The organism is Rugamonas sp. FW305-51 (genome assembly GCF_058786935.1).
The window spans coordinates 63501-89297 of record NZ_JBYSZG010000001.1; the positions used below are offsets into that span (position 1 = coordinate 63501).

The following is a 25797-nucleotide window of genomic DNA, read 5'->3' on the forward strand; positions in this document are numbered from 1 at the left end:
ACCGTATGGGAGCAGACCTCGATCAACTCATCCTGACCAATGCGCCCGGCGGGGTGATCGTCACCACGCCGGACTTTGTCGTGGTGCGCTGGACCAACGGTGCGGAACGCATCTTCGGCTACAGCAGCGAGGAGGCTGTCGGCAACGACTTGCGCAGCTTGATTTCCCTGCCCGACCAGGTCGAAGCGGACAGGGAGATTGATCGCAAACTCATGGCGAGCGGTTCCTGCGACTACGAAATGCTGCGCAGGAAGAAGGATGGCGGCTTGATTTACGTCGATGCGTCCAGCGCCACCACCGTCGATGCCGAGCGCCGGATATCGCATATCATCTCCAGCACCAAGGATATGACGCAGCTGAAAGCGGCGCGCGACGCCCAGCTGATGGACGTGAAATTCCGCAGCGTATTCGAGTCCACGCCCGACAGCATCATCGTCACCAACCCCACCGGCACCATCGTGCTGGCCAACGCCCAGGCCGAGCGCCTGTTCGGCTATGCGCCGCGCGAACTGGACGGACAGCGTATCGAGATCCTGCTGCCGGAGCGGTTCCAGCACGCGCACGTGGGCCACCGCTCGCGCTATTTCGACCAGCCGCGCACGCGCACCATGGGCGCCGGACTGGAGCTGCACGGCAGGCGCAAGGATCGCGCCGAATTCCCGGTCGAGATCAGTCTGTCGCCGATCCAGACCGAGGCCGGCGCCTTCGTTATCAGCGCCATCCGCGACGTCAGCGAGCGCAAGAAGGCCGAGCAGAAATTCCGCGGGCTGCTCGAGTCGGCGCCCGATGCGATCGTCATCGTCAACCAGGCTGGCGAAATCGTGTTGGTCAATTCGCAGACCGAGATCCTGTTCGGCCACCCGCGCACCGAGTTACTTGGCAAGAAGATCGAAGTCCTGATCCCGGCCCGCTTCCACACCAAGCACCCACAATTCCGCCGCGGCTTCTTCGACCAGCCCCGGCCCCGTTCCATGGGCGCCGGCCTGGAACTGTTTGGCTTGCGCCGGGACGGCTCCGAGTTCCCGGTCGAAATCAGCCTGTCGCCGCTGGAAACCGAAGACGGCGTGCTGGTCTCATCGGCCATCCGCGACATCAGCGACCGCAAGCGGACCGAACTGGCCATCCACGAACAAAGGCATGCGCTGGAGCGACAAAAGCTGGAACTGGAACGGGCCAATCAGGCCAAGGACCGCTTCCTTACCAGCATGTCGCATGAGCTGCGCACGCCGCTGAATGCCATACTCGGCTTTTCGCAACTACTGGCCAATGAAGCGCTGCCGTCTACCGTCGAGCAGAAACATATCTTCGTGCACAACATCGTGTCGGCCGGCCGCCACCTGCTGGCCCTGATCGACGAGATCCTCGATTTGGCCAAGATCGAGTCGGGCAGCATGAGCCTGTCGCTCGAACCGGTACTGCTGACGCCATTGCTGGCCGATGTGGCGGCCATGGTCAAGGAACAGGCAGCGCGACGCAGTATCCGCATGCTCTACCCGGAAAGCACAGCGATTGCCGTGCGGGCCGACCATACCAGGCTCAAGCAAATCGTCCTGAACCTGCTCTCGAACGCCATCAAATACAACCACAAGGGCGGCGCCGTGGTGCTCGATGTCGTGCCCGGCGCCGCGGGCCGGGTGCGGATCTCGGTGCAGGATACCGGCAACGGCCTGAGCCAGGAGCAGCTCACGGCGCTGTTCCAACCGTTCAACCGGCTGGGCCAGGAAGGCGGCGCCGAGGAAGGCACTGGTATCGGACTGGTGGTCACCAAGCGGCTGGTCGAGCTGATGGATGGCAGCCTGGGCGTGAGCAGCACCCAGGGCGCCGGCTGCATCTTCTGGATCGAACTGGACGTGCTGGAGACGGCGCCCACGGTAGCCGTGGCGGCCGAGCCCGACGTGGACGTGGTCGTGCCGGACACGCCGGTGGCGTCACGGCCAACGACGATACTGTATATCGAGGACAATCCAGCCAGCCTGCAACTGGTCGAGCAGATCGTCGGGTTCCATCCCGAGCTGGAGTTGTTGGCCGCATCCAATGCGACCGAAGGCATTGCGCTGGCGCAGACCCGCCAGCCCGACGTGATCCTGATGGACATCAACCTGCCGGGCATCAGCGGCATAGAGGCCAAGCGGATCTTGCGGGCGGACGCGAGGACGGCGCATATCCCCGTCATCGCCCTGACCGCCAACGCGATGCAGCGCGACGTCAAACAGGGCATGGCCACCGGCTTCTTCCGATACCTGACCAAACCGATCGACCTCAACTTGCTGCTGGAAACGATCAACGACGCGCTCGCGGCCTCAAAGGATGGACCGCCGTATTAGCAAAAAAGGGGTACGTCCCCATTTTTCGAAGCAAAAAAAAGCCCGCTACAGGAGCGGGCTGAATCTATTTCCTTGGAGGAGAATAGAGGAGACAGGTGAATGATGCTGCATTGCAGAAACAAAATCCAATTGTTTGTCGTGATGAGAGAAATTGCCTAAACGCATAACTCCTGACCGATTGGCAAAAAACCAGCGGGCCTTACTTGTTGGCCTCCACGGCATATGGCAGCACGCGCGAGGCCATGCGGGTATCCGTCTTCAGCAGGCCCACTTCGTCGGCCAGGATGTGCACCGCTTCGTTCAGCAGCACGTCCTTGGCGGACTTGGCCGCTTTTTCCGCGTCCAGCTCGGCCGACAGGGCCCGTTCGTCCGCCTGCAGGCCGTCATCCGTACGCAGCGCGCCCTTCACGGCCGCCACCTTGGCGCCGGCCTTGGCGCCGGCCGACTTCAGCATGGATTGTTGCTTGAGCAACTCCTTGGGATCGGGCACCAGCACCGGATCGTCGCCACCCGGCACGGCCACCACCGCCAGACGCGCTTCGCGCAGCTTGGCGCGGGCTTCCTGGGCGTCGCGTTCCTTGCGGCGTGCCGTCTCGTTGAGCGAAATCAGGTTGTCCTTGCGCTGCTTCTTGACCAGGTTGATGTCCTCGAGCAAGTACTGGTAATCCTTGTCCTTGGCCACGCGCGCCTCGTGTTTTTTATCCAGCAAGGGCACGATTTCCTTCAATTCGCCGGCCGGGATGTAGGTGGCCGGACGGATCGACGTCCATGGCAAGGCGTTGTCGTAGCTGGACTCGCCGAAGCTCTCCGAATCGGCCATCACGGGCAGCTTGATGTCGGGCGTGACGCCGCGCAGCTGGGTGGTGCCGCCGTTGATGCGGAAGAACTGCGCCACCGTCATCTTCAGTTCGCCCAGCCGGGCCTTGTCGCCCTGGGCGAAGCGGTCCAGGTTGATCAGCTGCTGCACGGTGCCCTTGCCGAAGCTCGGTTCGCCGATGATGAGGCCACGGCCGTAATCCTGGATGGCGGCCGCGAAAATCTCGGACGCCGAGGCCGAGCCGCGGTTGATCAGCACGCCCACCGGGCCATCCCAGGCCAGGCCGGGATTGTTGTCGCTTTCCACCTCGATGCGCCCTTCGGCATTGCGCTGCTGCACCACGGGGCCCTTGTCGATGAACAGGCCGGTCAGTTCCACCGCCTCGTTCAGCGAGCCGCCGCCGTTGTTGCGCAGGTCGATGAGCACATTGTCCACTTTTTCCTTCTTCAGCTCGCCCAGCAGGCGGGCCACGTCGCGCGTGGCGCTCTTGAAGTTGGGGTCACCCTTGCGGCGCGCCTCGAAGTCCTGGTAGAAGGTGGGCAACGCAATCACACCCACCCGGCGCTTGGCCGTGCCTTCGCGCACTTCCAGGATGGATTTCTTGGCCGACTGCTCTTCCATGCTGATCTTCTTGCGCACCAGCGACAGCGTCACATGCTTGCCGTCCGGCCCCGCGTCGACGGGCAGCACGTCCAGCCGCACGGTGGAATCCTTGGGACCGCGGATCAGGGCCACCACGTCGTCGATGCGCCAGCCCAGCACGTCCGTCATGGGCGAGCTGTCATCCTTGGCCACGGCCAGGATGCGGTCGCCCACCTTGATCTTGCCCGACAGGCCGGCCGGGCTGCCCGGCACCACTTCGCGCACCACCGTGTATTCGTCGCGCGTCTGCAGCACGCAACCGATGCCTTCCAGCGACAGGCGCATGGCGATGTCGAAGTTTTCCGACGCGCGCGGGCCCAGGTAGTTGGTGTGCGGCTCGATCGACATGGCGTAGGCGTTCATGAAGATCTGGAACACGTCTTCATTGTTGAGCTTACGGGAGCGGCTCAGGTAGTTCTCGTAGCGCTTGTCGAGCGTCTCGCGGATGGCCTTGTCGTCCTTGCCGGCCAGTTTCAGGCGCAGCCAGTCGTTCTTTACGCGCTTGCGCCACAGTTCCTTGATGTCGGCATCGGTCTTGACCCAGTCCGCCTTTTCCCGGTCGTACTGGTAGCTTTCATCGACGTTGAAATCGAACTTGGTCTTGAGCAATTCGCGGGCGTAGGCGATGCGCTCGTTGAAGCGCTGCTGGTACAAGTTGTAGATGGCGAACGGCACGCCCAGGTTCTCTCCGTTGATGGCGTCGTCGAGCCGGCTGCGGGCGCTGGCGTACTGGTCCAGGTCGGTCTGCACGAAGAACAGCTTTTCCGCGTCCAGCGACTTGAAATAGCGGTCGAAGATCTTTTCCGACATGGCATCGTCCAGCGGGACAGCCTTGTAGTGGTAGCGCGACAGCACGCGCGAAGCCCACAGCGCAGCCTGGGTCTGCTGCGGCAGGGGTTTCAGCTGGGTATCGCCCAGCTTTTCCGTTTGCGCCGACACGGCGCTCAGCGATACGGACATGGCCAGCGCGACCAACAACATGTGCTTCTTCATCGGCTTACTCCGAACTGTGATGTGTGAACTGCGTGCCTGCAACTGCGCGCATGGAACTACGGGAGCGGGACTGCGTTTTCCCGGCTTCAATTCTACAGGATAGCAGCTGCCGCACCACTCGTGGCAGCACAGTTTCCCCGGTCAAGCTTAAGGGGCGCTGAAGACCGCCCTACCGGGCGCGCCCTCAGCCGCCCCACTGACGCCAGGCCAGCCACAGTGCGCCCGAAATGAGCAGGTAGGGCCAGGAGCGCAGCGCAATCTTCCAGTCGACTTTGGATGGCCAAAAGGCAAGAAATTGGGGCGCCACGGCGAACGCCAGCGCCAGGTCCAGCCACTGGAAATGCCAGCCGGGCCGGGTGCGCCAGGCCGCCACGAAAAACGGCAGCAGCACGATCAGGAACGGCGCCAGCGCGGCCGGCGCCGCGTTGTACCAGCGCACCCGGGTCAGCAGCACGGAGCCGAGCTCCCAGCCCTGCCCCACCCGGCGCGGGATGATGGTCAACGCCCCGGGACGGGCCCCCGTCAGCAGTCCGACACTGAAATGGGCCAGTTCATGGCAGGCCGTCCCGGCCGCCGTGAACAGGAAAAAGAAGGGGTGGCGGGCCGACAGCGAGCGGATCAGCAACGCCAGCAGCAGCGACGGGGCCAGATACAGCAGCATGTCGCCATGCCGGCACAGCCAGGCCGGCGCCAGCGCGCTGCAGCTGAGCAGGCTAGCCATGGCGGCCGTGGGCGGAGCGCTGGCGGGGCGTCATCGCTTATTCCGAGTAGAAACAGCGGCCGCAAGCCTGGCGGTAACTTTCATTGCCGCCAATGCTGATCTGCTCGCCATCCTTGATGCGCTTGCCATGCTGGTCGACGCGGATATTCATGGTCGCTTTCTTGCCGCAAGTGCAGATGTTCTTCAGTTCTTCGATATCGTCGGCCAGCGCCAGCAGGTAGGCCGAGCCGGGGAACGGTTCGCCCCGGAAATCCGTGCGCAAGCCGTAGCAGATCACGGGCACGCCGCGGGTCTGGGCCAGCTGGTGCAGCTGCTGGGCCTGGCGGGCCGTGAGGAACTGCGACTCATCGATCAGCAGGCAGGCCACCTTGGGAATCTCGGCCAGGAAGTCCGTGTCCCCGTTGAACACATCCACTTCCCGCTGCGGCCCCAGGCGCGACGTGACCCGGCCCACGCCGTAGCGGTCGTCGATGGCCGCCGTGTAGAGCTTCACGGCTTGGCCCTGCTCCTCGTAGTTATGCGCCACTTGCAACATTGCCGTGGATTTGCCTGCGTTCATCGCAGAGTACCGGAAATAAAGTTTTGCCACTGCTGCTTTCTGTCCCTGATGGTTTTCTGATCATGCCGGATGATGCCAGGCGGCCAGGCCTTGCCGGCTGGCCGATTATAAACCGCCCCAAAGCAAAAAAGCGCATACTTGTCGTACCGGCACGCCCGCAAACCAAGCAAACTGCATAAGCAAACACGGAATCATTCCTTCCCAGCGTGACGGGGCTGGCCTACGATGGCCTCCCCGTCACGGACAGCGGAGAACGCCACGAGCGCCCTCCCTGCCTCGCCGCCAGGAGCTCCTATGCAAACGCCCGCACTCTTCAAACTGATCGGCAATACCCCGCTGATCCAGATCACCCGGCTCGATACCGGACCCTGCCAGCTGTTTCTCAAGCTGGAATCGCAAAACCCCGGCGGCTCGATCAAGGACCGCATCGGCCTGGCCATGGTGCAGGCGGCCGAGGAAGACGGCCGGCTGCGCCCCGGCGGCACCATCGTCGAAGCGACGGCCGGCAACACGGGCCTGGGCCTGGCCCTGGTGGGCCGGCTCAAGGGTTATCGCGTACTGCTGGTGGTGCCCGACAAGATGTCACCGGAAAAAGTGCTGCACCTGAAGGCGCTGGGCGCCGACGTGCGCACCACCCGCTCCGACGTGGCCAAGGGCCACCCCGACTACTACCAGGACTACGCGGCCCGGCTGGCGCGCGAACTGCCCGGCGCCTGGTACGCGGACCAGTTCAACAATCCCGCCAACCCGCGCGCGCACGAGACCACCACCGGGCCCGAGATCTGGAAACAGATGGGCCATGAAGTGGACGCCATCGTCGTCGGCGTGGGCTCGTCCGGCACGCTGACGGGGCTCACGCGCTACTTCAAGCGCGTCCATCCGCAGGTGGAATTCGTGCTGGCCGATCCGGCGGGCTCTATCCTGGCCGAGTACGTGCGCACCGGCCGCGTGGCCGACACGGCCGGCTCGTGGGCGGTGGAAGGCATAGGCGAAGACTTCGTGCCCGCCATCGCCGACATGAGCGCCGTGCGCCAGGCCTACACGATAGACGACCAGGAAAGCTTCGCCAGCGCGCGCACCCTGCTGCGGGCCGAGGGCATTTTGGGCGGTTCGTCCACCGGCACCCTGTTCGCCGCCGCGCTGCGCTACTGCCGCGCACAGACGCGGCCCAAGCGGGTGGTCAGCTTCGTGTGCGACACGGGCACGCGCTATCTGTCCAAGCTGTATAACGACGGCTGGATGCACGACCAGGGCCTGCTGCCGCGTCCCGCCACCCACGACCTGCGCGACCTGATCGGGCGCCGCTACGACGAGGACGAAGTGGTCAGCGTGGCGCCGGACGACAGCCTGCTGGTGGCCTTCAACCGCATGCGCAGCGCCGACCTGGCGCAACTGCCCGTGATCGACCAGGGCCGGCTGGTGGGCATCATCGACGAATCGGACCTGTTGCTGAAAGTGGACGACGATCCCGAGCACTTCGCCACCGCGGTGGGCGCCACCATGAGCGCGCGGCTGGAAACGCTGTCGCCCAAGGCCGGCCTGCACGCCGTGCGGGCCACGCTGGACCGCGGGCTGACGGCCGTGGTGGCCGATGGCGACATCTTCTACGGCCTGATCACGCGCTTCGACCTCCTCAACCACTTGCGCAGGAAACTATCGTGAGCCAGCCCGACCACACTCCACCGAAAGCGGCCCTGGCCACGCGCGTGATCCACGCCGGCCAGGCGCCCGACCCGTCCACGGGCGCCATCATGCCGCCCATCTACGCCACCTCCACCTACGTGCAGGACAGCCCCGGCGTGCACAAGGGGCTGGACTACGGCCGCTCGCACAACCCCACGCGCTGGGCGCTGGAGCGCTGCGTGGCCGACCTGGAAGGCGGCGTGCAAGGCTACGCCTTTGCCTCCGGCCTGGCCGCCATCTCCACCGTACTGGAACTGGCCGACGCCGGCGCCCACATCGTGGCCGGCGACGACATGTACGGCGGCACCTACCGCCTGTTCGAAAAAGTGCGGCGGCGCAGCGCCGGCCACGCATTCAGCTACGTCGACCTGACCCGGCCGGAAAGCCTGCTGGCCGCGCTGCGGCCCAACACCCGCATGGTGTGGGTGGAAACGCCCACCAATCCCATGCTCAAGCTGGCCGACTTGCAGACGGTGGCCGAAATCTGCCGCGTGCGCGGCATCATCGCCGTGGCCGACAACACCTTCGCCAGTCCCATCGTCCAACGGCCGCTGGAATTCGGCTTCGACATCGTGGTCCACTCCACCACCAAGTACCTGAACGGCCACTCCGACATCATCGGCGGCATGGCCGTGGTGGCGGGCGAAGCGCACCAGCATGCATGGCGCGAACAACTGACCTTCCTGCAGAACGCGGTAGGCGCCATCGCCGGCCCGTTCGACAGCTTCCTGGCGCTGCGCGGTGTAAAGACGCTGGCCCTGCGCATGGAACGGCACTGTGCCAATGCGCTGGAGCTGGCGCGCTGGCTGGAAGCGCAGCCGGAAGTACGGCGCGTGTACTATCCGGGCCTGGCATCGCACCCGCAGCATGAACTGGCGCGGCGGCAGATGGCAGGCTTTGGCGGCATCATCTCGATCGACCTGAAGACGGACCTGGCCGGCGCGCGCCGTTTCCTCGAATGCTGCAAGCTGTTCGCGTTGGCCGAGAGCCTGGGCGGCGTAGAAAGCCTGATCGAGCACCCGGCCCTGATGACGCACGCCACCATCCCGCTGGCGCAGCGCACGGCGCTGGGCATAGGCGACAGCCTGATCCGGCTATCCGTCGGCATCGAAGACGTGGACGACCTGCGGCGCGACCTGCGCACCGCGCTCGACGCCATCTAACCTAAAATGGGGGCGAAAATGGGGTACGTCCCCATTTTCGGAAATGGGGACGTACCCCTTTTTCTACCCCTTCTTCTTACCCCTTTTTTTCGATTTGCTGAAATGGGGCATATCCTTGAAAAAGGGGTACGTCCCTATTTTCCGAAAAAGGGGTACGTCCCTATTTTCCGCCCACGTTCCGAAATGGGGTACGTCCCCATTTCCTTCCCCATTTCCTCTCAATTTTCCGCCACCATTTTCCGATTAGCTTATTTGGCCTGGCACACGTCGACCCAGGCGCCGGCTGTGATGTCGGCCAGCTGCTGGGGGGCGATACGCACGGCGCTGTGCACGGCGCCAGCGGCTGGCATCACTTCGTCGTATTCGCGCAGCGAGGTGTCGAGGTAGACCGGTAACGGCTGCGCCAGGCCGAACGGGCAGACGCCGCCTACCGGATGACCCGTCAGTTCCATCACTTCCTCGGCCGGCAGCATCTTGCCTTTGCCTAGCGCGGTCTTGAATTTCTTGTTGTCGATGCGCGCGTCGCCCGCCGCCACCAGCACGATGGCGCGACCGTCGCCCAGCCGGAATGCCAGCGTCTTGGCGATGCGGCCCGGTTCCACGCCGTGCGCTTCGGCCGCCAGCGCCACCGTCGCCGTCGGCACGTCCAGCTCGATAATGGGCAGATCGAGCTGCCGCGCCGCGAAAAATGCGCGTACGGATTCCAAACTCATAAGCTTTACCTTATCAATCAAATATCACTGTCCCGGATGGTAGCGCCGCTCCAGGTTCTTCTCCACGTCTTCCTTGTAGAACAGCACGTCCTTGAATTCGCCGCGCGCGTACATGGCCGCCTGGTCGCTGAAGTGCGGCGACGCCGGATCGCCGCTCTCGCCCCCGGCCAGGATGCTGCGCGCCTTGATGCGGGGCCCGAACTCCACCGCCGCCACAAAGCTGTTGCCACGCTCGCCGTAGATGCGCTTGGTGCCCGGCTTGGAAGTCATGCCGAACGCGGCCAGCGCGCCCCAGTTGGACGAGGTGTATGCCACCGGCAAACTGGGCTTGCTGTCGTCGAACGGCTGGACGATGTCGCCCGTCAGGCGCTGGAAGCGGTTGATCTCGCCCCACGGCGTCTGCCAGCGGCCGAAGTCGGCGGCCAGCTTGTCCGAAGCGCGGGCCAGCGCCGCCAACCGGTCCTGCGGCGCGATGGCGGTGGCGATGTAGTCGAGCACCAGCACTTCCTTCGCGCGCGCGGCCGGGCCGAAGGTGTCGGCCAGGTTCTGCGCCCAGAAAATGGCCAGCGACGTGGGCACCGAGTCCAGCCCGTAGCGCATGTCCCAGCCCCGCAGCGCGGCGATCTGTGGCGCCAGCGCGGCCTTTTGCGGATCGTCCGCGGCCAGGCCGTCGTAATCCTGGAACAGCTTGGGCAACAGCGGCTCGAAGGCCGTCAGCTGGCTGTCGTAGGCCTTGGCGATCAGGCTGGCTATGGTCAGGTCGCTGGCATCCTGCAGCACGCGCACCGCATGGATGCCGCGCGGATTCTCGGGATTGACCGACATATAGGCCGGATAATCCTGCTGGCGCGGGCTGTACGGACCGGCCGCCGTGAACGGCCAGTTGTTGGTGTTCTGTATCCAGCCATTGCGCGGATTGAGCAGGTGGATGGTGTCCTTGACCTGGTGCAGTCCCTTCCAGTCAGTGGCCGGGTCGCTGCCGTCCACGGGATGGGTGAAGTCGAAGCGCCGGTCGCGCACGGGGATGAAATTGCCGTGGAAGTAGGCGATATTGCCGTCCGCGTCCGCATACACGGTGTTGTTGGACGAATTGGTGCGCAGCTCCATCACCTTGTAGAAGGCGGCGTAGTTGCGGGCCTTGGTGCGGCTGTAGGACTGGGTCAGCGCCCGCATCGGATCGTTCATCAGGCGCACCGCTACCCACTTGCCGTTGGCCTCGCGCACGATGGGGCCGTGGTGGCTGTAGTAGACGGTGACGACCTTCTGCGCCATCCCGTCCGCCGTCCTGTAGGGCAGCGTGATATCGACCGCCTTCAGCGGGCGCCGCTCCTTGCCGTACTGGTAGTAGTAATGGCCATCCTGTTCCGTCACCGTCTCCAGGTATTCGTCGATCACGTCGCCGCCGCCGGAGGTGTGCATCCAGCCCAGCCGGTCGTTGAAGCCCTGGTAGATAAAGAACTGGCCCCATGTCACGGCGCCGTAGGCATTGAGCCCTTCCCCGCTGTTGACGTGCACCTCGGGCCGGAAGTAGAACGAGGTGTGCGGATTAATCAGCAACAGCGCATGGCCGTCGCGCGTCAGCCGGGGCGCGATGGCAAAGCCGTTCGAGCCGCTCGGTTCCATATCGAGATCGCTGCCCGCGCGCGCGACGGGCACGAAGGCGCGCTTGCCGTAAAAACGTTCCAGCTCCGTCAGGTCCACGTCTTCGATGTCGCCGCCGATGCTGCCTTCGCTGAAGCTGAGCGCCATCCACGGCTCGAAGCGCGTGAGCAGCAGCGGCCGCACCTGGGGATGGGTGAACAAATAAAAATTAAGGCCGTCGGCCCAGGCGTTCATCAGCTTTTTCAGCCAGGCTGGACTGGCCGCGTACTGCGCCTTCAACTGCTGAGGATTGATGAACAGCTTCATGCGCAGGTCGCGGTACAGCTCCGCCTCGCCCTGCACTTCGGCCAGCCGGCCCATGGCGTTGATGAAGTTCAGCTCCACCCGTTTGAAGTCGTCCTCGGCCTGGGCGTACATCAGGCCGAACACGGCGTCCGCGTCCGTCCTGCCATACACGTGCGGGATGCCCCACTTGTCGCGCAGGATATCGACCCGGCCCGCCATGGCCTGCCAACGGGCCGCATCGGCGGCCACCGCCGTTGCCGTGGCGGCAGGCGGCGGCGCCGCCAGGGCGCTGCCCATCGTCACGGCACACGTCAGGGCGAACAGGGATGGTGACTTGAGCATGGATGGGCTCCGGGGTGGGATGGGTGGTATCGGATCAGGAAGCGTCGATCAGCGCTGCGATGCGTTCCTGCAGCGCCGCGTTCTCCGCCTTCAGGGACGCGTTGCGCTGCTTGAGGCTAGCCACTTCGGCCCGCAGCTGCTCCACTTCCGACAGCGGCTCCTCGCCCTCCTTCGGCTCCTTGGGCGGACGCATGGCCGCGCGCAGCTCGCGCACTTCCTTGGCGGCCTGCTGCAGCTGCTTCTTGCCGCCGGCCACGGCCGCCACCTGTTGCGCTTCCGGCAGCGAGGCCACGGTGGCGGCGGCGTTGATGGAAATGGTGCCGGAACGGACCGCCTCCACCAGTTCCGGCGTGGCCGTCTTCTGGATCTTTTCGATCTGGCTGATGGTATTGCTGCTCAGGCGCGCGGCGCGGGCGATGTCCTCGCGCGAGCTGAGCGGCATGGCGGCCGGTTTGGCCGGCGCCTCGTCCGATGCGGGCGGCGCGATGGCCGCGTCCTCGGCCTGCGCCACGGACGCCAGTTCGGCCGCGCGCGCGGCCACGATTTCCTTCTTGCGCAGCGCCAGCACGCCGCGCTGGAAGTCCGACACGCTGCGCCGCCCCAGGTGGTTATCGATCATCCACAGCTTGACGTCGTCCAGGCTCTTGAAGCTGGTGTTTTCCGTCACCTTGAACGGAATGCCGTGCTGCTGGCAGATCTGGTAGCGGTTATGGCCGTCCACCAGCACGTCGCCCCACAGCACCAGGGCGTCGCGGCAGCCTTCGACCAGGATGCTGCGCTCGAGCGCCGTAAATTCGGCCTCGCTCAGCGGGTCTATATAGCTGCGCAACACGTCGTTGATTTTGATTTGCATACTCTGTCCTCGCATTACCGGCGCGGCGGCGCCATGCTGCGCCGGCCCCAACGCCGTCCAGCATGCTACACCATCCGGCGGGCGCGCCCAAGCGCCGCCCCGTCTGGCGCCCGAGCGGCCGCCGGCGGGTCAAGCATATCAAATCAACCATTAAAATTTCAAAGACGCACTATTCTTGTCTTTCAGGTTAAAATAGCGAAATATCATCATTCGATCGGCCGGCAACAGGCGTCAACATCGGCCATGTTCAACCTTTCCCTTGAAATCCGACATGCATATCCTGAAAACCCTGGCCACCGCCGCCGCCGCGCTGAGCGCCACCACCGCCCTTGCCGCGCCGTTGACCAGCAGCCAGATCCTGGGCCAGTTCAACGCCGTCGTGAGCGAAAACTTTGCCACCGCCAGCGACGTGGAAGGCCGCCTCGTCACCACCAACCTGAACCAGGGCGCCACGTTCTACAACAATCCGCGCGGCACGGCCTCCGCGTTTGGCGCCGTCAACGCCATCCACATCGGCAGCTTCACGGGCAACGTCAACAATGGCGGCTCCGTGGATTACCAGACCAGCAACGCGGCCCATTTCAACCTGAACGGCGGCGGCACCATCTCGCATACGCCCACCTTCGCCATGTCGGACTTCACCGCCCCGCTCAACGCCCTGTCGGCCCAGCTGTCGGGCATGGCGGCCAACAGCACCGTCAACGCGACCGATCCGAACAAGTTCAGCTTCAACGTCCACGCGGACGCCGGCGGCACGGCCGTGTTCAGCCTGACGGCGGCCCAGCTGTCGACGGCGGCCAACCTCAATTTCGTCGGCAGCGCCAACACCATCATCATCAACGTGACGGGCGCCAGCTACAACAGCAACGCCAACTTCAACGACAATGGCAACCTGAAGAATCACCTGATCTGGAACTTCGCCGACGCGACCGACCTGCGCTTCCGCAGCTGGAACGGCGCCATCCTGGCCGGCAACGCCAGCGTGGCCACCGGCTCGCCGCTGCAGGGCTTCCTGTATGCGAAGGACTTCACGGGCAACGGCGAACTGCACGACTATCGCTTCGACGGCGTGCTGCCAACCTCCCCGGTGCCGGAACCGTCGGGCTACGCCATGCTGGGCCTGGGCCTGGCCGGCATCGTGCTGGCGGGCCGCCGGCACCGCGCGGCGCCGTTCCGGACCGCCGCGTAAGCGTCAACCATGCCTTGCCGCCGGCCGTCGCCGCCGGCCAGCAAGTGCGGCACGGCTAAGGACTGCCAACGCCAGTGTGGTGCGGCGGCCGGTAATGGCGGAAGGCGTCGCGGATATTGCCGCGCAACTCATCGTCATCCCAGGGCTTGGCGAGGAATTTGAACACCGCCCCTTCGTTGACGCTCTCCGTCACCGTGGCCAGATCCGTATAGCCGCTCAGTATCAGGCGCACCGTGTCGGGGTACAGGTTCTTTGCGATGGATAGGAATTCCGTACCGGACATGCCAGCCATGCGCTGGTCCGTCACCACCACCTGCACCGCGTTGAGCGCCAGCAGTTCCAGGCCTTCCTGGGCGCTGCCGGCCGTCAGGATGTAATAGCCGTCCTGGCGCAGCACGCGTTTCAGCGCGGCCAGGATATGGGGTTCGTCATCGACCAGCAACACGGTGTCGGCTCGCCCGCCGCTTTCCCGCTCCAGGCTCAAACGACGCTCGTCACGCAACATCCTCTCGAACGCCGCCGCCGGCACGGGCGGACTGAAATAATAGCCCTGCAGTTCGTCGCAGCGCAGCCGGCGCAGGTAGCGCAACTGGGCCTCCGTCTCCACGCCTTCGGCCACCACCCGCATATTGAGGCTGTGGGCCATGGTGATGACGGCCGTGGCGATGGCCGCGTCCTCCCGGCTGCGCGTGATGTCGGTGACAAAGGCCCGGTCTATCTTCACGATATCGAACGGAAACCGCTTGAGATAGGCCAGCGAGGAATAACCGGTGCCAAAGTCGTCCAGGGCGAGCGCCCCGCCGATCTCCTTCAAGGCCAGCAGGCTCACCGCGGCCGTCGCCGGATCGTCCATCAGGATAGACTCGGTCAGTTCGAATTCGAGATAGGCCGGCTCCAGCGCCCAGCGCGCGAGCGCGTCGCGGATGGTGTCCAACGCCTGCCGCTTCTTGAACTGGATGGCGGACAGGTTGACCGCCACCGGCACGATTTTGACCTGTTGCGCGCGCCAGGCCGCCTGCTGCTCGCATACGGCGTCGATCACCCAGGCGCCGATGGGCAGTATCAATGTCGTCTCTTCGGCCAGCGGGATGAATTCGGCCGGGCAGACCAGCCCTCGTTGCGGATGTTGCCAGCGGATCAGCGCCTCCGCGCTGACGATGCGCCCGCTGACCAAATCCACCCGCGGCTGATAATAGACTTCGAACTGCCGCCCGCTGACGGCCGCGCGCAATTCGTGTTCCAGCCGCAAGCGCAAGGCGATGCTCGCGTTCATCGGCGCGGAATAGAATAGGTAGCGTTCGTTGGTCGATTTTGCCCGTTTCAAGGCGAATTCCGCGTGCTTGAACAAGGTTTCGGCATCGCTGCCATCCTGCGGATAAATGGCCAGCCCGGCGCGCGCCGACAAGTCCACCATCTGGTCCTGCATGCTCAACGGTTGCTCCAGTACCGCGAAAATCTGCCGTTCCAACAGCTCCACGCTGTCGGCCACGTTGTGCAACTCAGGGACAAAGAGCGCGAACGTATCGCCCGCAGTGCGCGCCAGCCTGCCGGACTCACCCAACGATGCCTGCAGCCGGCCGGCCAGCTCGCGCAGGATGGCGTCGCCGCCATGGCGCCCGTAGACATCGTTCAGACTGGAAAACCGGACCAGGTCGACGAGGATGACGGCCACGTGCGCCGCACCGGCCCCGCCCTCGCCCAGGCATTGCCCGAGACGCTCGTAGAACAGCGTCTTGTTGGGCAGGCCAGTCAGCAGGTCGTGGTAGGCCACATAGCTCAGCTGCTCGGTCTTGGCGATCGAATCCATGCCGAAGGCGATGTCACCCGCCACTTCATCGAGCAGCTTGAGCTCGTCGGCATCGAAGCGGTTCGCCTCGCCGCCAAACAGCAACAGCACGCCGGCGGCCCGTTGACCCAATAGCAACGGCAGGGCGGCCAGCGACAAGTGGCCGCAGCCCAGCAACATCTCGCGCAACGGCGCCACCGCGGCATCGGTGCGGATATCGTTGCAAATGACGGCCCGCCGCTCACGCACCGCCACACTGCCCGGGCGTTCGCTGTCGGGCGTGCCGGCCCGGGCCGTCAACCGGATCTGGTCGGCCGCACCGGCCCGGCCACCACGCCAGGCGACCACCCTGCCGTCCTGGGTAACGGGATCGATCAGGCCGATACAGGCCAGGCTGTAGCCGCCCTCTTCCACCGCCACGCGGCACACTTCCTCAAACAGGGCATCACGTTCGCGCAAGCGCACGATGGCCGAATTGATACTGGACAAAACGAGCGTGACCCGGCCCAGCCGCGCGATCTTGCGCTCCTGCTCCATATGCACGGTGATGTCGTCGGCAATGCCGGCGATGCGCGCCAGCGCGCCATCGTTGTCCAGGATGGGAAAGCCGCGCGCCCGTATCCAGCGCACGGCGCCGTCCGGCCGCACGATGCGGAAGCTGTGGTCATAGCGCCCGCTGACCTGGCGTTGCGGCGCGCCAGCCTGCACCGCCACCAGGTCGGCCGGGTGGATCGCGTCCATCCACGAGGCCGGCTGCGCATATAGACTGGCGCAACTGCGGCCCCACAGCGATTCATAGGTGGGACTGACATAGAACATCCGGCTCTCATGCGCATCGGTCAGGAAGAACACCTGCTCGATGTTGTCGGCCAGCTGGCGGAACCGGGCTTCGCTCTTCTGCAAGTCTTCCAGCATGCGCATGCGCTCCACACCCTCCAGCGCGATCTCGGCCAGCGCCCGCTCCAGCGCCGCCGTGCGCTCGGTCACGCGCTGCTCCAGGCCCGCGTTGAGGCGGCGAATTTCCTGATGGGCGATCGCCAGCTGCCGTTCGCCCGCGTGCTTGTGGACGGCCACCTCGATGTTCAGTTGCAGTTCGCGGTCGTCATACGGTTTCAGCAGAAAGGCGTAGGGCATGCTTTCCGTGGCCCGTTGCAAGGTCACATTGTCGGAATGGGCGCTCAGAAAAATGACGGGAATGTCCAGTTCGCGCCGCAGTATGTCGGCCGCCTCGATGCCATCCATGACCCCTTGCAGCCGGATGTCCATCAACACCAGGTCCGGCTGATGCTGGCGCGCCAGCCCCAGCGCTTCCTCGGCGCTGGCCGCCATGCCGCACACCAGATAGCCCCGCTTGACCAGGTCGCCGGCCAGGTCTTCGGCGATCACCGCCTCATCCTCCACCACCAGCAGGTTAATCTTCTGGTCGGCCGCCTTCAGCCGCGGTTCGGAGGCGTGCTTGCGGACCGCCATCTCGATATTGAAGTGCAGTTCCCGTTCGTCGTACGGCTTGATGAGGAAGGCGTAGGGACTGACCGCCTTGGCGCGCTGCAGCGTGGTCTCGTCGGAGTAGGCGCTGAGAAAGATCACGGGCACGTCCAGTTCGCGCCGCAGGATCTCGGCCGTCTCGATGCCGTCCATCGTCCCTTGCAGCCGAATGTCCATCAGGGCCAGGCCCGGATGGCGGGCGCGCGCCAGTTCCAGCGCTTCCTCGCCCGAGGCCGCAATGCCGCACACCTGATAGCCGCTTTTCGTCAGTTTTTCCTCCAGGTCGGCGGCGATGACGGCCTGGTCTTCCACGATCAGCAGGGATGTCAAGATCATGCTGCGCTCCCGTCCGCATGGACCGGCGTGGCCGCCACGGCACGCCCCTTGCCAGCGCGCTTGGCCGCGTACAAGGCCGCGTCGGCCCGTTCCAGCAGACGGTCGCCGCAATCGCCCGTCTCCGGGTAGGCGGCGACGCCGATGCTGACCGATACCGTCACGTCGTGCCGGCCCGCGCGGTATGGCTGCGACAAGGTCGTCACCAGTTTATCGGCCACGGCCATCCCATCGGCCGCCCCGGACTGCAGCAGCAGCACGGCGAACTCGTCGCCGCCTAGCCGGGCGGCGACGTCGGCGCGCCGGATGGCACCCTCGATGCGCACGGCGACGGCGCGCAGCAGCGCGTCGCCGGCCCCGTGGCCCAGCGTATCGTTGACCTCCTTGAAGCCGTCCAGGTCCAGGTACAGCAGCGCCAGCACGTCATCGTTGCGGGCACAGATTGCCAGCTGACGGTCCAGTTGTTCCAGAAACAGGCCCCGGTTGGCCAGGCCCGTCAGGCTATCGTGGTAGGCATCGTGTTCGACCCGCCGCAAACGATGCAGGGCCGACGCCAGCTTGCTGGTGCGCTCGGCCATCTTCTGCTCCAGCGTGATGTTAAGCTCATGCATTTCCTGGTTGGCGGCCAGCAGCTGGCACGCGCCGCGGTGCTGTTCCAGCGCCATCTCCACGCTGATTTGCAGCCCGCGCGCATCGAACGGCTTGACCAGGAAACCGATAGGCGCCGCCCGTTTGGCGCGCTGCATGGTGGCTTCGTCGGTATGGGCGGACAGGAAGATGACGGGCACGCCCAGTTGCTGGCGCAGCAGCTCGGCCGTCGCTATCCCGTCCATGTCCCCCTGCAGCCGGATATCCATCAGGGCCAAGTCCGGCCGGTGGTGGCGGGCCAGCGCCAGCGCCTCCTCGCCGGACGCCGCCAGGCCGCACACCCGGTAACCGCAGCGAACCAGACTGTCCTCCAGATCGGCGGCGACCACCGCCTAGTCTTCCACGATCAGCAGCGTAATGTGATCCTCGGTGGCGCTCATGGCTGGCCCTCCTCTGCCTGCCGGCCCGCCAGCGTGAAATAGAACGTCGCGCCGCGGCCGGGCGCGCTGTCGGCCCACAGCGCACCGCCGTGGTGTTCGACGATGCGCTTGACGATAGAAAGCCCCACCCCGGTGCCGGGGAACGCGCCCGCGTGGTGAAAGCGCTGGAACGGCTCGAACAGGCGCTGCGCGCCGGCCGCATCGAAACCGGCGCCGTTATCGCGCACGAAAAATACCGGCGTGCTCGCCCCGTCCTCCGCCGGCGCGCACACACCGATCTCCACTTGCGGCGGCTCGGCCCCGGCGGAAAACTTGATGGCGTTGCCCAGCAAATTGATGAACGCTTGCCGCACCAGCGCCTGGTCCGCCAGCACCGTCGGCAACGGCCCGCAGGTGAACTGCACCGGATTGCTGCCGGGCAGGCCGGTCAGGCTGCGGAACACTTCCTGCGCCAGCAGCCGCATATTGACCGGCTCCAGCGTCAGCACCTGCCCGCGGCTCAAGCCAAGGAAACGCAGGTAATCCTCCGTCATGCCGATCATTTCCCGCGCGCTTCTTTGCACGTGATCGAGAAACAGCTGGCCCGATGCATCAAGACAGTCACGGTGCTGGGTGGCCAGCAGATAGGAAAAACCGGCGATCGCGTTCAGCGGCCCGCGCAAGTCGTGACTGACGGCGGCCGCGAAAGCTTCGAGGTCGGCGCGGGCCGTCAGGCTGCGCTCCTGCTCGGCCACCAGCTCGCTCACCTGGCGCGCCAGCGCATGCACCCGGCCCTGCACGGCCAAGCGGTCCGTCTTGTCGACCAGCACCACCACAGCCCCCAGCACCTTGCCGCCTTCGTCGCAAATGGGCGATGCGCTGTCGTCCACAAAGCGCTCCTCGCCCGCGCGCGTCAACAGCAGCGTATTCGGCTCGATGCGGATGGTCAAGCCCTGGCGCAGCGCGCGCGTGGCGGGATCTTCCAGCGCTTGCCGGCTGGTCTGGTCGACCAGGCGCACCACCTCGGCGAACGGCTTGCCGGTGGCATCCTCCTGGCTCCAGCCCGTCATTTTTTCCGCCGCCGGATTGAGGATCAGGACCTCGGCCCGGGTATTAGTGGCGATCACGGCGTCGCCAATGCTGGTCAGGGTGGCCGTGAGCCAGCGCGCCACGTGGCGCGCCTTGCGCTCCATCTCATGGCGTACCGGCGCCATGTCCAGCGCCACGCGCAGCTGCGTGTCATCGAACGGTTTGACAATATAGCCGGCCGGGTCGGTCAGGCGGGCCCGCTGCAGGGTGGCCGCGTCGCTGTGGGCCGTCAGGTAGACGATGGGTATGTCCAATTGAGCCCGCAGATGTTCGGCCGCGTCTATCCCCTCCGGCCGGCCGTGCAGCATGATGTCCATCAGCGCCACGTCGGGCTGGGTGAGCGTGGCCAGCCGGATGGCGTCGGCCGCCGTGTCGGCCGCCCCCACCACCTCGTAGCCCTGCTTGCGCAAGCGCTGCTGGATGTCTTCCGAGACGACGATTTCGTCTTCCACCACCAGTACGCGTATCTTGTGTGGCATCAGTTCCATGGTTTAAGGCAGCGATTTGCTCGCTGTTTCCGTAAATTGAATGAAGAACCGGGTACCGCCGGGCGCCGATTGCATCTCGGTGGCGGCCCGCAGTTGTTTGGAGAACATCCGCACCAGCCGCAAGCCCAGCGTACTCACTTGTTCCAGTTGCAGATCGGGCGGCATGCCGACGCCGTCGTCCTGCACCAGCAGCGAGAAGCGGCCGCCGTCCGCCGCCCCCAGCGCCACCGTCAGGCACCCCGTCCGCCCGTCCGGGAAGGCATACTTCAGGGCGTTGGTCACCAGTTCGTTGAGGATCAGGCCCAGCGGCACGGCGGTGTCGATGCTGACCATGGCCGGGTCGGTCGTGCACTCGAGTTTGACCTGGGCGTTGGCCGAATAGGAGCGCATCAGGATGCCCGTCAGCGAGCGCACATAGTCGGCCAGGTCGACCGCCGCCAGCGTTTCGGACTGGTACAGCTTTTCGTGGATCAGCGCCATCGAGTGGATGCGGCCCTGGCTCTCCTGGAACTTGGTCAGGGTTTGCGGGTCGGTGATGTAGCCCGACTGCAGCGACAACAGGCTGGCGATGATCTGCAGGTTGTTCTTGACCCGGTGGTGGATCTCCTGCAGCAGCGCCTCCTTTTCGTTGAGGGAGGCGCGGATCTGGTGTTCGATCTCCTTGGCCCGGGTGACGTCGCGGATGGCGGCCGACATCAGGGTGCCCTCATCCGTGGTGACCGGACTTAACAGGATTTCGGTGGGGAACTCGCTGCCATCCTTGCGCCGGCCAAACAATTCCAGGTCGCTGCCCATGGGACGCACCCGAGCCTCGGCCGCATAGCCGCGACGGTGCAGCCGATGCTGGTCGCGGTAACGTTCGGGCAGCAGCAACTCCACCTTCTGCCCCAGCAGTTCCTGGCGGGCATAGCCGAACAGCTTTTCCGTCTGGGCGTTCACCAGCACGATCTGGCCACCTTCGCCGATGATGACGATGGCGTCCGGCGCCGTTTCCAGCAACGAACGGAAGCGTTCCTCCAGCCGGCTGCGCTCGGCCATCTCCCCGGCCAGGTCGTCCAGGATATTCAACACCGCCTTTTGCATCTGCTCGAGCCGGACTTTCTCGTCGCCGGAATCGTCCAGGATATTGAGCACGGCCTTTTGCGTCAGCTGCAGCAACGCGCGCTCCTGGGCGCCATCTTCCAGGATGTTGAGCACGGCGCGCTGGGTATCGTGCAATTGCTCCCGCTCCGACGCCGCATCCTCGAGGATGTTGAGCACGGCCCGCACATAGTCGGACTGGGTGAACTCCTGTCCCCCTTCCCAGCCGGCCGGCGCGCGCGCCGACATCAAACCGCCCTTGCCGCGGACGCCCTCAGTTCCTCAATGAGCTTTTTGTTTTCCTCGATATCCTTCTTCAGCTCGATCATCTTCAGTTCCCGTCCCACGGTCAGCCGCTGGAAGCGTTCCAGTTCGGCCAGGCGCTCCAGTTCCTTGTTGCGCTGGTCGGCGACCTCGGCCTCGGCCTTCTTTTGCGCCGTCACGTCGCGGGCGGCGGCGAACACGCCCAGCACGTTGCCGCGGGTATCCTTGTAGACGGAGGCGTTATACAGCACGTCGGTCAGCTTGCTGTCGCGATGGCGTATGGTCAGCGGATAATTCGACACCATGCCCTTTTCGAACACTTGCTTGTAGCCTTCGCGCGCCTTTTCCGGCTCGGTGAAGTAGTCGGAGAAATCGGTGCCGATCAACTTTTCGCGCTGCAAGCCGGTCACCTGGGCCGAGGCCGCGTTGACGTCGGTGATCTTGCCTTCGGCGCTGATGGTGACCAGCGGGTCGAGCGAGGCCTCGATCAGGCTGCGCGCGTACTGCGAGGCCTGTTTTTGCGCCGTCACGTCGCGCGCGGCGGCGAACACGCCCAGCACGTTGCCGCGCGCATCCTTGTAGACGGAAGCGTTGTAGAGCACGTCGGTCAGGCCGCCATCCTTGCCCCGGATGGTCAGCGGGTAGTCGGTCACGTAGCCTTCCGCGAACACTTGCTCGTAACCTTCGCGGGCCTTGCCCGGTTCCGTGAAATAGTCGGAGAAGTCGGTGCCGATCAGCTTCCCGCGCGGCACGCCGGTGACCTTGATCGAACCCTCGTTGACGTCGGTGATCTTGCCCTCCGGGCTGATGGTCACCAAGGGGTCGAGCGACGCCTCGATCAGGCTGCGGGCATATTGCGACGCCTGCTTCTGCGCCGTGACATCGCGCGCGGCGGCAAACACCCCCAGCACACTGCCGTGCGCGTCCTTGTAGACGGAGGCGTTGTACAGCACGTCGGTCAGGCGGCCATCCTTGTGGCGGATGGTGAGTGGATAGTCGGTGACGGCACCGCGCGAAAACACTTGCTGATAACCTTCGCGGGCCTTGTCCGGCTCCGTGAAATAGTCGGAGAAGTCGGCGCCGATCAACTTCTCGCGCGGCACGCCGGTGACCTTGATGGAACCCTCGTTGACGTCGGTGATCTTGCCTTCCGGGCTGATCGTGACCAGGGGGTCGAGCGACGCCTCGATCAGGCTGCGGGCGTAGAACTGGGTGGCTTTCAACTCCTCGGTCAGCCGGATTTCATCGGAAATATCCTTGGAAATGAGGAGGAAGCCTATGACTTTTCCCGTACTGTCGCGGCGCGGCGTGATCACCACCCGCGCCGTGAAACGGCTACCGTTCTTGCGCACGCGCGTCAGCGTGCCTTCCCATTTACCCTTTTCCTTGGCCGCCGCCATGACCTGTTCGGGACGCCCCGCCGCGATATCCTCGGGCGTGTGCAGCATGGCCGAGTTGGCCTTGCCGATGACATCTTCCGGCTCATAACCGTAGATCCGGCGCGCCCCCGCGTTCCACAAGAGGATATTGCCGTTCACGTCCTTGCCGATGATGGAGTATTCGGTCGACGACTCCAGGATGTTTTGCAAGAATTCAGATTGTTCGTTGGCCGCCGACGCCGGAGATTGATCGCTTGAAACCAGACTGCTGTGCAAGGACATACCCACTCCTTCGTGGCGAAAGGCGTCCGGAAAGGACAACCGTCAGTCCACTATATGAGCATTGACCTGGACCGTCCAGTAGTAACCAACAATATAGAAGGTGGCAAATTGCACCTGACTTGACCTGACGGCGTATGGCGCACCTTGAAACGCGACCGGCGGCGGCGCGCGGCAGCGCCGGTCACCGCCAGTTACAATGACATGCGATTTGCAAGTCACGACCAGGTGCGGTGCTCCCCGCTGTCAAGCGCGCCGCCACCGCCGCGCACGCGCCCCGCGGCGGCGTGACGGCCCACCCGGCGTCACAGCGCTACAGCATGCGCGCCAGCAGCGCCTTGTCGTAACGCTGGTCGAGCGCGATGCGCACCCGGTGGCCGCTGCCGGGCGCCACTTCCAGCGCCGCGCCATCGAGCGCGCGCATCTGCTGCACCGTGACCAGGGTGTTACCGCCCGGGTGCAGCACTTCCAGCTGGTCGCCCACGGCGAAGCGGTTCTTGACGTCCACCTCGGCCCAGCCATCCTCGATGCCCTGCACGTCGCCCACGTACTGGCTGCGGTGCAGTTCGGAGGCGCCGGCCATGTAGTTCTGGTGCTCCTGGGTGTGGTGGCGCTGATAGAAGCCGTCCGTGTAGCCGCGGTTGGCCAGCCCTTGCAGCTGGCCCAGCAGGTCCATATTAAAGGGGCGGCCGGCCACGGCGTCATCGATGGCCGTGCGGTACACCTGGGCCGTGCGAGCCGCGTAGTACAGCGACTTGGTGCGTCCTTCGATCTTGAGCGAATCGACGCCGATCTTGACCAGTCGCTCCACGTGCTCCACGGCCCGCAAATCCTTGGAGTTCATGATGTAGGTGCCATGCTCGTCTTCCAGGATGGGCATCAGCTGGCCGGGGCGCTCGGCCTCCTCGATCATGTAGGGCCGGTCGGCCAGCGGGTGGCGTTCCAGGTCGCCCATGGCCGAGAACGAGGCGTTGGCTTCGTCCAGCGCCTGGCGATAATTGAGGCTGATGCTCTCGACGGGGATGCGGGCCAGGTCGCCGCTGGCGTCCTCGCCTGCGTTCATCACCTTGTAGTCCCAGCGGCAGGAATTGGTGCAGCTGCCCTGGTTGGAATCGCGGTGGTTGAAATAGCCCGACAGCAGGCAGCGGCCCGAGTAGGCGATGCACAGGGCGCCGTGCACGAACACTTCCAGCTCCATCTCCGGGCAGCGCTGGCGGATTTCCTCGATCTCGTCGAGCGACAGTTCGCGCGACAGGATCACGCGCGTGAGGCCCATGCGATGCCAGAACTTGACGTCGGCCCAGTTCACGGCGTTGGCCTGCACCGACAGGTGGATGGGCATGTCGGGCCACTGGTCGCGCACCATCATGATCAGGCCCGGGTCGGCCATGATGAGGGCGTCGGGCTTCATGGCCAGCACCGGTTCCATGTCGCGCAGATAGGTTTTCAGCTTGGCGTTGTGGGCGAAGATATTGCTGGCGACGAAGAACTGCTTGCCGCGCGCGTGGGCTTGTTCGATGCCCAGCGCCAGCGCTTCCGGGCGCGAGAATTCGTTGTTGCGCACCCGCAGGCTGTAGCGCGGCTGGCCCGCGTACACGGCGTCGGCGCCGAAATCGAAGGCGGCGTGCATCTTGGCCAGCGAACCGGCGGGCAGGAGTAATTCTGGAGCGCGAAGCATAATGGCTTTCAAAAACGGAAAAAAGCCAGCATTCTAGGACTGCCGGGCGCGCCGTGGCCGGCAGAGTGGCACCGTCTTGATGTGGCGCAGTTTGTTATTGCATATGCAATGGCGGCGGACGCCGGATGACGGCCGGCGCCGGGTCCGGATCGTTGATCTCGTAGCGCTGCAGCAGCCGGCCATAGTCGCCGGACGCCTTCATCTGCGCCAGGCCCGCATCGAGCTTGCGCACCACGTCGCGCGCGTCCGCGTATCGGGCCGAGAAGCCGACCACCAGCGGCAGGTAATTCTCCAGGCAACCGCTCTGGCGCACGCCATTCTTCTCGCCCAGCTGGATCAGCAGATGGTGCATCACCGTTTCGTGCTCAAGTATGACGTCGTAGCGGCCGTAGAGCAGCTTGCGGATGTTCTTCACCCCCACATCCTCGCCGTAATTGAATTCCACCAGGTTGCGGTTGTGCTGTTCCCGGGCCAGGTAGGCGTCCATGGGACCGTTGTCGTAGCCGTAGTCGGCGATCACGCCCAGCTGCTGCTGGGCCAGCGAAGCCGGCCCCTGGTAGCGCCACGAACTGACGGCGCGGGTGTAGAAACAGGCGCGCGAGCGGATCACGGGCGCGCTCATGACAAGGCGCTTGTCGATGGCGGGCGCGTACAGCCCCTCCACCTGCCCGCCCAGCGTGAAGGCCAGCGCGCGGTTGAGCGGCATCAGCTGGGGCTCCACCTGCAGCCCGGCCAGCTCCAGCGCGCGGGCCGTGGCGTCGACCAGGAAACCGGAGGTGATGGTGCGACCGTCGCCGCCCACGCAAATGTAGGGGCACCAGTCGTCCGAGGCGATGCGCAGCGGCGCCGCGGCCCGGGCCGGCATCGTGCAAGCCAGCGCCAGCGCGCCGGCCATGGTACAGGTCCACCACCGCATCCGCCCCTCCTTCCGGCACCGCCACCGTGTACCGGCAACCAACAAACCATCATGCCACCGGCCCACGGCGGGAGCAAGCGGCCCGGCCGGCTGTCCACAAATTGCCACGCTGGCGTTTCCAAAATGC

General features: G+C 65.1%; 17 protein-coding genes. 4 read left to right on the forward strand and 13 right to left on the reverse strand.

Translation table 11 applies throughout. From position 1 onward, the window contains the following. The first annotated feature begins 5 nt into the window (after positions 1–5). Positions 6–2324 carry a PAS domain S-box protein gene (locus AC3WOS_RS00275; protein ID WP_492713702.1) on the forward strand — a complete coding sequence of 773 codons (2319 nt, stop codon included), beginning with the start codon at positions 6–8 and terminating at the stop codon, positions 2322–2324. A 199-nt stretch (positions 2325–2523) separates the two neighbouring features. On the opposite strand, the gene AC3WOS_RS00280 is transcribed toward AC3WOS_RS00275, so the two are convergent. The 3 genes from AC3WOS_RS00280 to AC3WOS_RS00290 form a co-directional block, all read right to left on the reverse strand. Then, positions 2524–4776, reverse strand: a complete 2253-nt coding sequence (locus AC3WOS_RS00280; RefSeq protein WP_492713704.1) for a carboxy terminal-processing peptidase — start codon at positions 4774–4776, stop codon at positions 2524–2526. Between the two features lie 184 nt (positions 4777–4960). Beyond that, positions 4961–5497: a hypothetical protein gene (locus AC3WOS_RS00285; RefSeq protein WP_492713706.1), complete on the reverse strand. Its 537-nt coding sequence runs from the start codon at positions 5495–5497 to the stop codon at positions 4961–4963. 37 nt (positions 5498–5534) lie between these two features. Continuing rightward, positions 5535–6086 (reverse strand): thymidine kinase, encoded by a 552-nt coding sequence (locus AC3WOS_RS00290; RefSeq protein WP_492713708.1) that lies wholly within the window; start codon positions 6084–6086, stop codon positions 5535–5537. Positions 6087–6350: 264 nt separating this feature from the next. On the opposite strand from AC3WOS_RS00290, the gene AC3WOS_RS00295 reads away from it, so the two are divergent. Together AC3WOS_RS00295 and AC3WOS_RS00300 are read left to right on the forward strand one after the other, a co-directional pair. Beyond that, positions 6351–7718: a pyridoxal-phosphate dependent enzyme gene (locus AC3WOS_RS00295; RefSeq protein WP_492713710.1), complete on the forward strand. Its 1368-nt coding sequence runs from the start codon at positions 6351–6353 to the stop codon at positions 7716–7718. Then, positions 7715–8902, forward strand: coding sequence for a trans-sulfuration enzyme family protein (locus tag AC3WOS_RS00300; RefSeq protein ID WP_492713712.1), 1188 nt, complete (start codon positions 7715–7717; stop codon positions 8900–8902). The genes AC3WOS_RS00295 and AC3WOS_RS00300 overlap by 4 nt, the downstream gene beginning before the upstream one ends. Before the next feature lie 248 nt (positions 8903–9150). On the opposite strand, the gene AC3WOS_RS00305 is transcribed toward AC3WOS_RS00300, so the two are convergent. From AC3WOS_RS00305 to AC3WOS_RS00315, 3 genes are read right to left on the reverse strand one after another with little or no spacing between them, the layout of a single operon-like run. Beyond that, the gene (locus AC3WOS_RS00305; protein WP_492713714.1) at positions 9151–9615 is read right to left on the reverse strand and encodes a YbaK/EbsC family protein; all 465 of its coding nucleotides are present in this window, start codon (positions 9613–9615) and stop codon (positions 9151–9153) included. 24 nt (positions 9616–9639) lie between these two features. Continuing rightward, positions 9640–11844 carry a penicillin acylase family protein gene (locus AC3WOS_RS00310; protein WP_492713716.1) on the reverse strand — a complete coding sequence of 735 codons (2205 nt, stop codon included), beginning with the start codon at positions 11842–11844 and terminating at the stop codon, positions 9640–9642. A gap of 34 nt (positions 11845–11878) precedes the next feature. Continuing rightward, a complete protein-coding gene (locus tag AC3WOS_RS00315; RefSeq protein ID WP_492713718.1) occupies positions 11879–12697 on the reverse strand; it encodes a hypothetical protein in 819 nt (272 codons plus the stop codon). Positions 12698–12968: 271 nt separating this feature from the next. On the opposite strand from AC3WOS_RS00315, the gene AC3WOS_RS00320 reads away from it, so the two are divergent. Further along, positions 12969–13886: a collagen-binding domain-containing protein gene (locus AC3WOS_RS00320; protein WP_492713720.1), complete on the forward strand. Its 918-nt coding sequence runs from the start codon at positions 12969–12971 to the stop codon at positions 13884–13886. Between the two features lie 55 nt (positions 13887–13941). Here AC3WOS_RS00320 and AC3WOS_RS00325 read toward each other — a convergent pair whose 3' ends face one another. The 7 genes from AC3WOS_RS00325 to AC3WOS_RS00355 all read right to left on the reverse strand — a co-directional run bounded on the left by AC3WOS_RS00325 (position 13942) and on the right by AC3WOS_RS00355 (position 25670). Continuing rightward, complete coding sequence (locus AC3WOS_RS00325; protein ID WP_492713722.1) at positions 13942–17493, reverse strand: EAL domain-containing protein; 3552 nt, start codon at positions 17491–17493, stop codon at positions 13942–13944. After that, positions 17490–18467 (reverse strand): diguanylate cyclase domain-containing protein, encoded by a 978-nt coding sequence (locus AC3WOS_RS00330; protein WP_492713724.1) that lies wholly within the window; start codon positions 18465–18467, stop codon positions 17490–17492. The genes AC3WOS_RS00325 and AC3WOS_RS00330 overlap by 4 nt, the downstream gene beginning before the upstream one ends. Positions 18468–18514: 47 nt before the next feature. Beyond that, positions 18515–20074: a sensor histidine kinase gene (locus tag AC3WOS_RS00335; protein ID WP_492713726.1), complete on the reverse strand. Its 1560-nt coding sequence runs from the start codon at positions 20072–20074 to the stop codon at positions 18515–18517. A 3-nt stretch (positions 20075–20077) separates the two neighbouring features. Then, positions 20078–21403 (reverse strand): sensor histidine kinase, encoded by a 1326-nt coding sequence (locus AC3WOS_RS00340; RefSeq protein ID WP_492713728.1) that lies wholly within the window; start codon positions 21401–21403, stop codon positions 20078–20080. Then, entirely contained in the window at positions 21403–23079 is a 1677-nt protein-coding gene (locus AC3WOS_RS00345) for a PAS domain S-box protein (RefSeq protein WP_492713730.1), read from the reverse strand. Before AC3WOS_RS00345 ends, AC3WOS_RS00340 begins: the two co-directional genes overlap by 1 nt. A 310-nt stretch (positions 23080–23389) precedes the next feature. Continuing rightward, positions 23390–24754: a prephenate-dependent tRNA uridine(34) hydroxylase TrhP gene (trhP, locus tag AC3WOS_RS00350; RefSeq protein ID WP_492713732.1), complete on the reverse strand. Its 1365-nt coding sequence runs from the start codon at positions 24752–24754 to the stop codon at positions 23390–23392. Positions 24755–24848: 94 nt separating this feature from the next. Continuing rightward, positions 24849–25670, reverse strand: coding sequence for a substrate-binding periplasmic protein (locus tag AC3WOS_RS00355; RefSeq protein ID WP_492713734.1), 822 nt, complete (start codon positions 25668–25670; stop codon positions 24849–24851). Positions 25671–25797 lie beyond the last annotated feature (127 nt).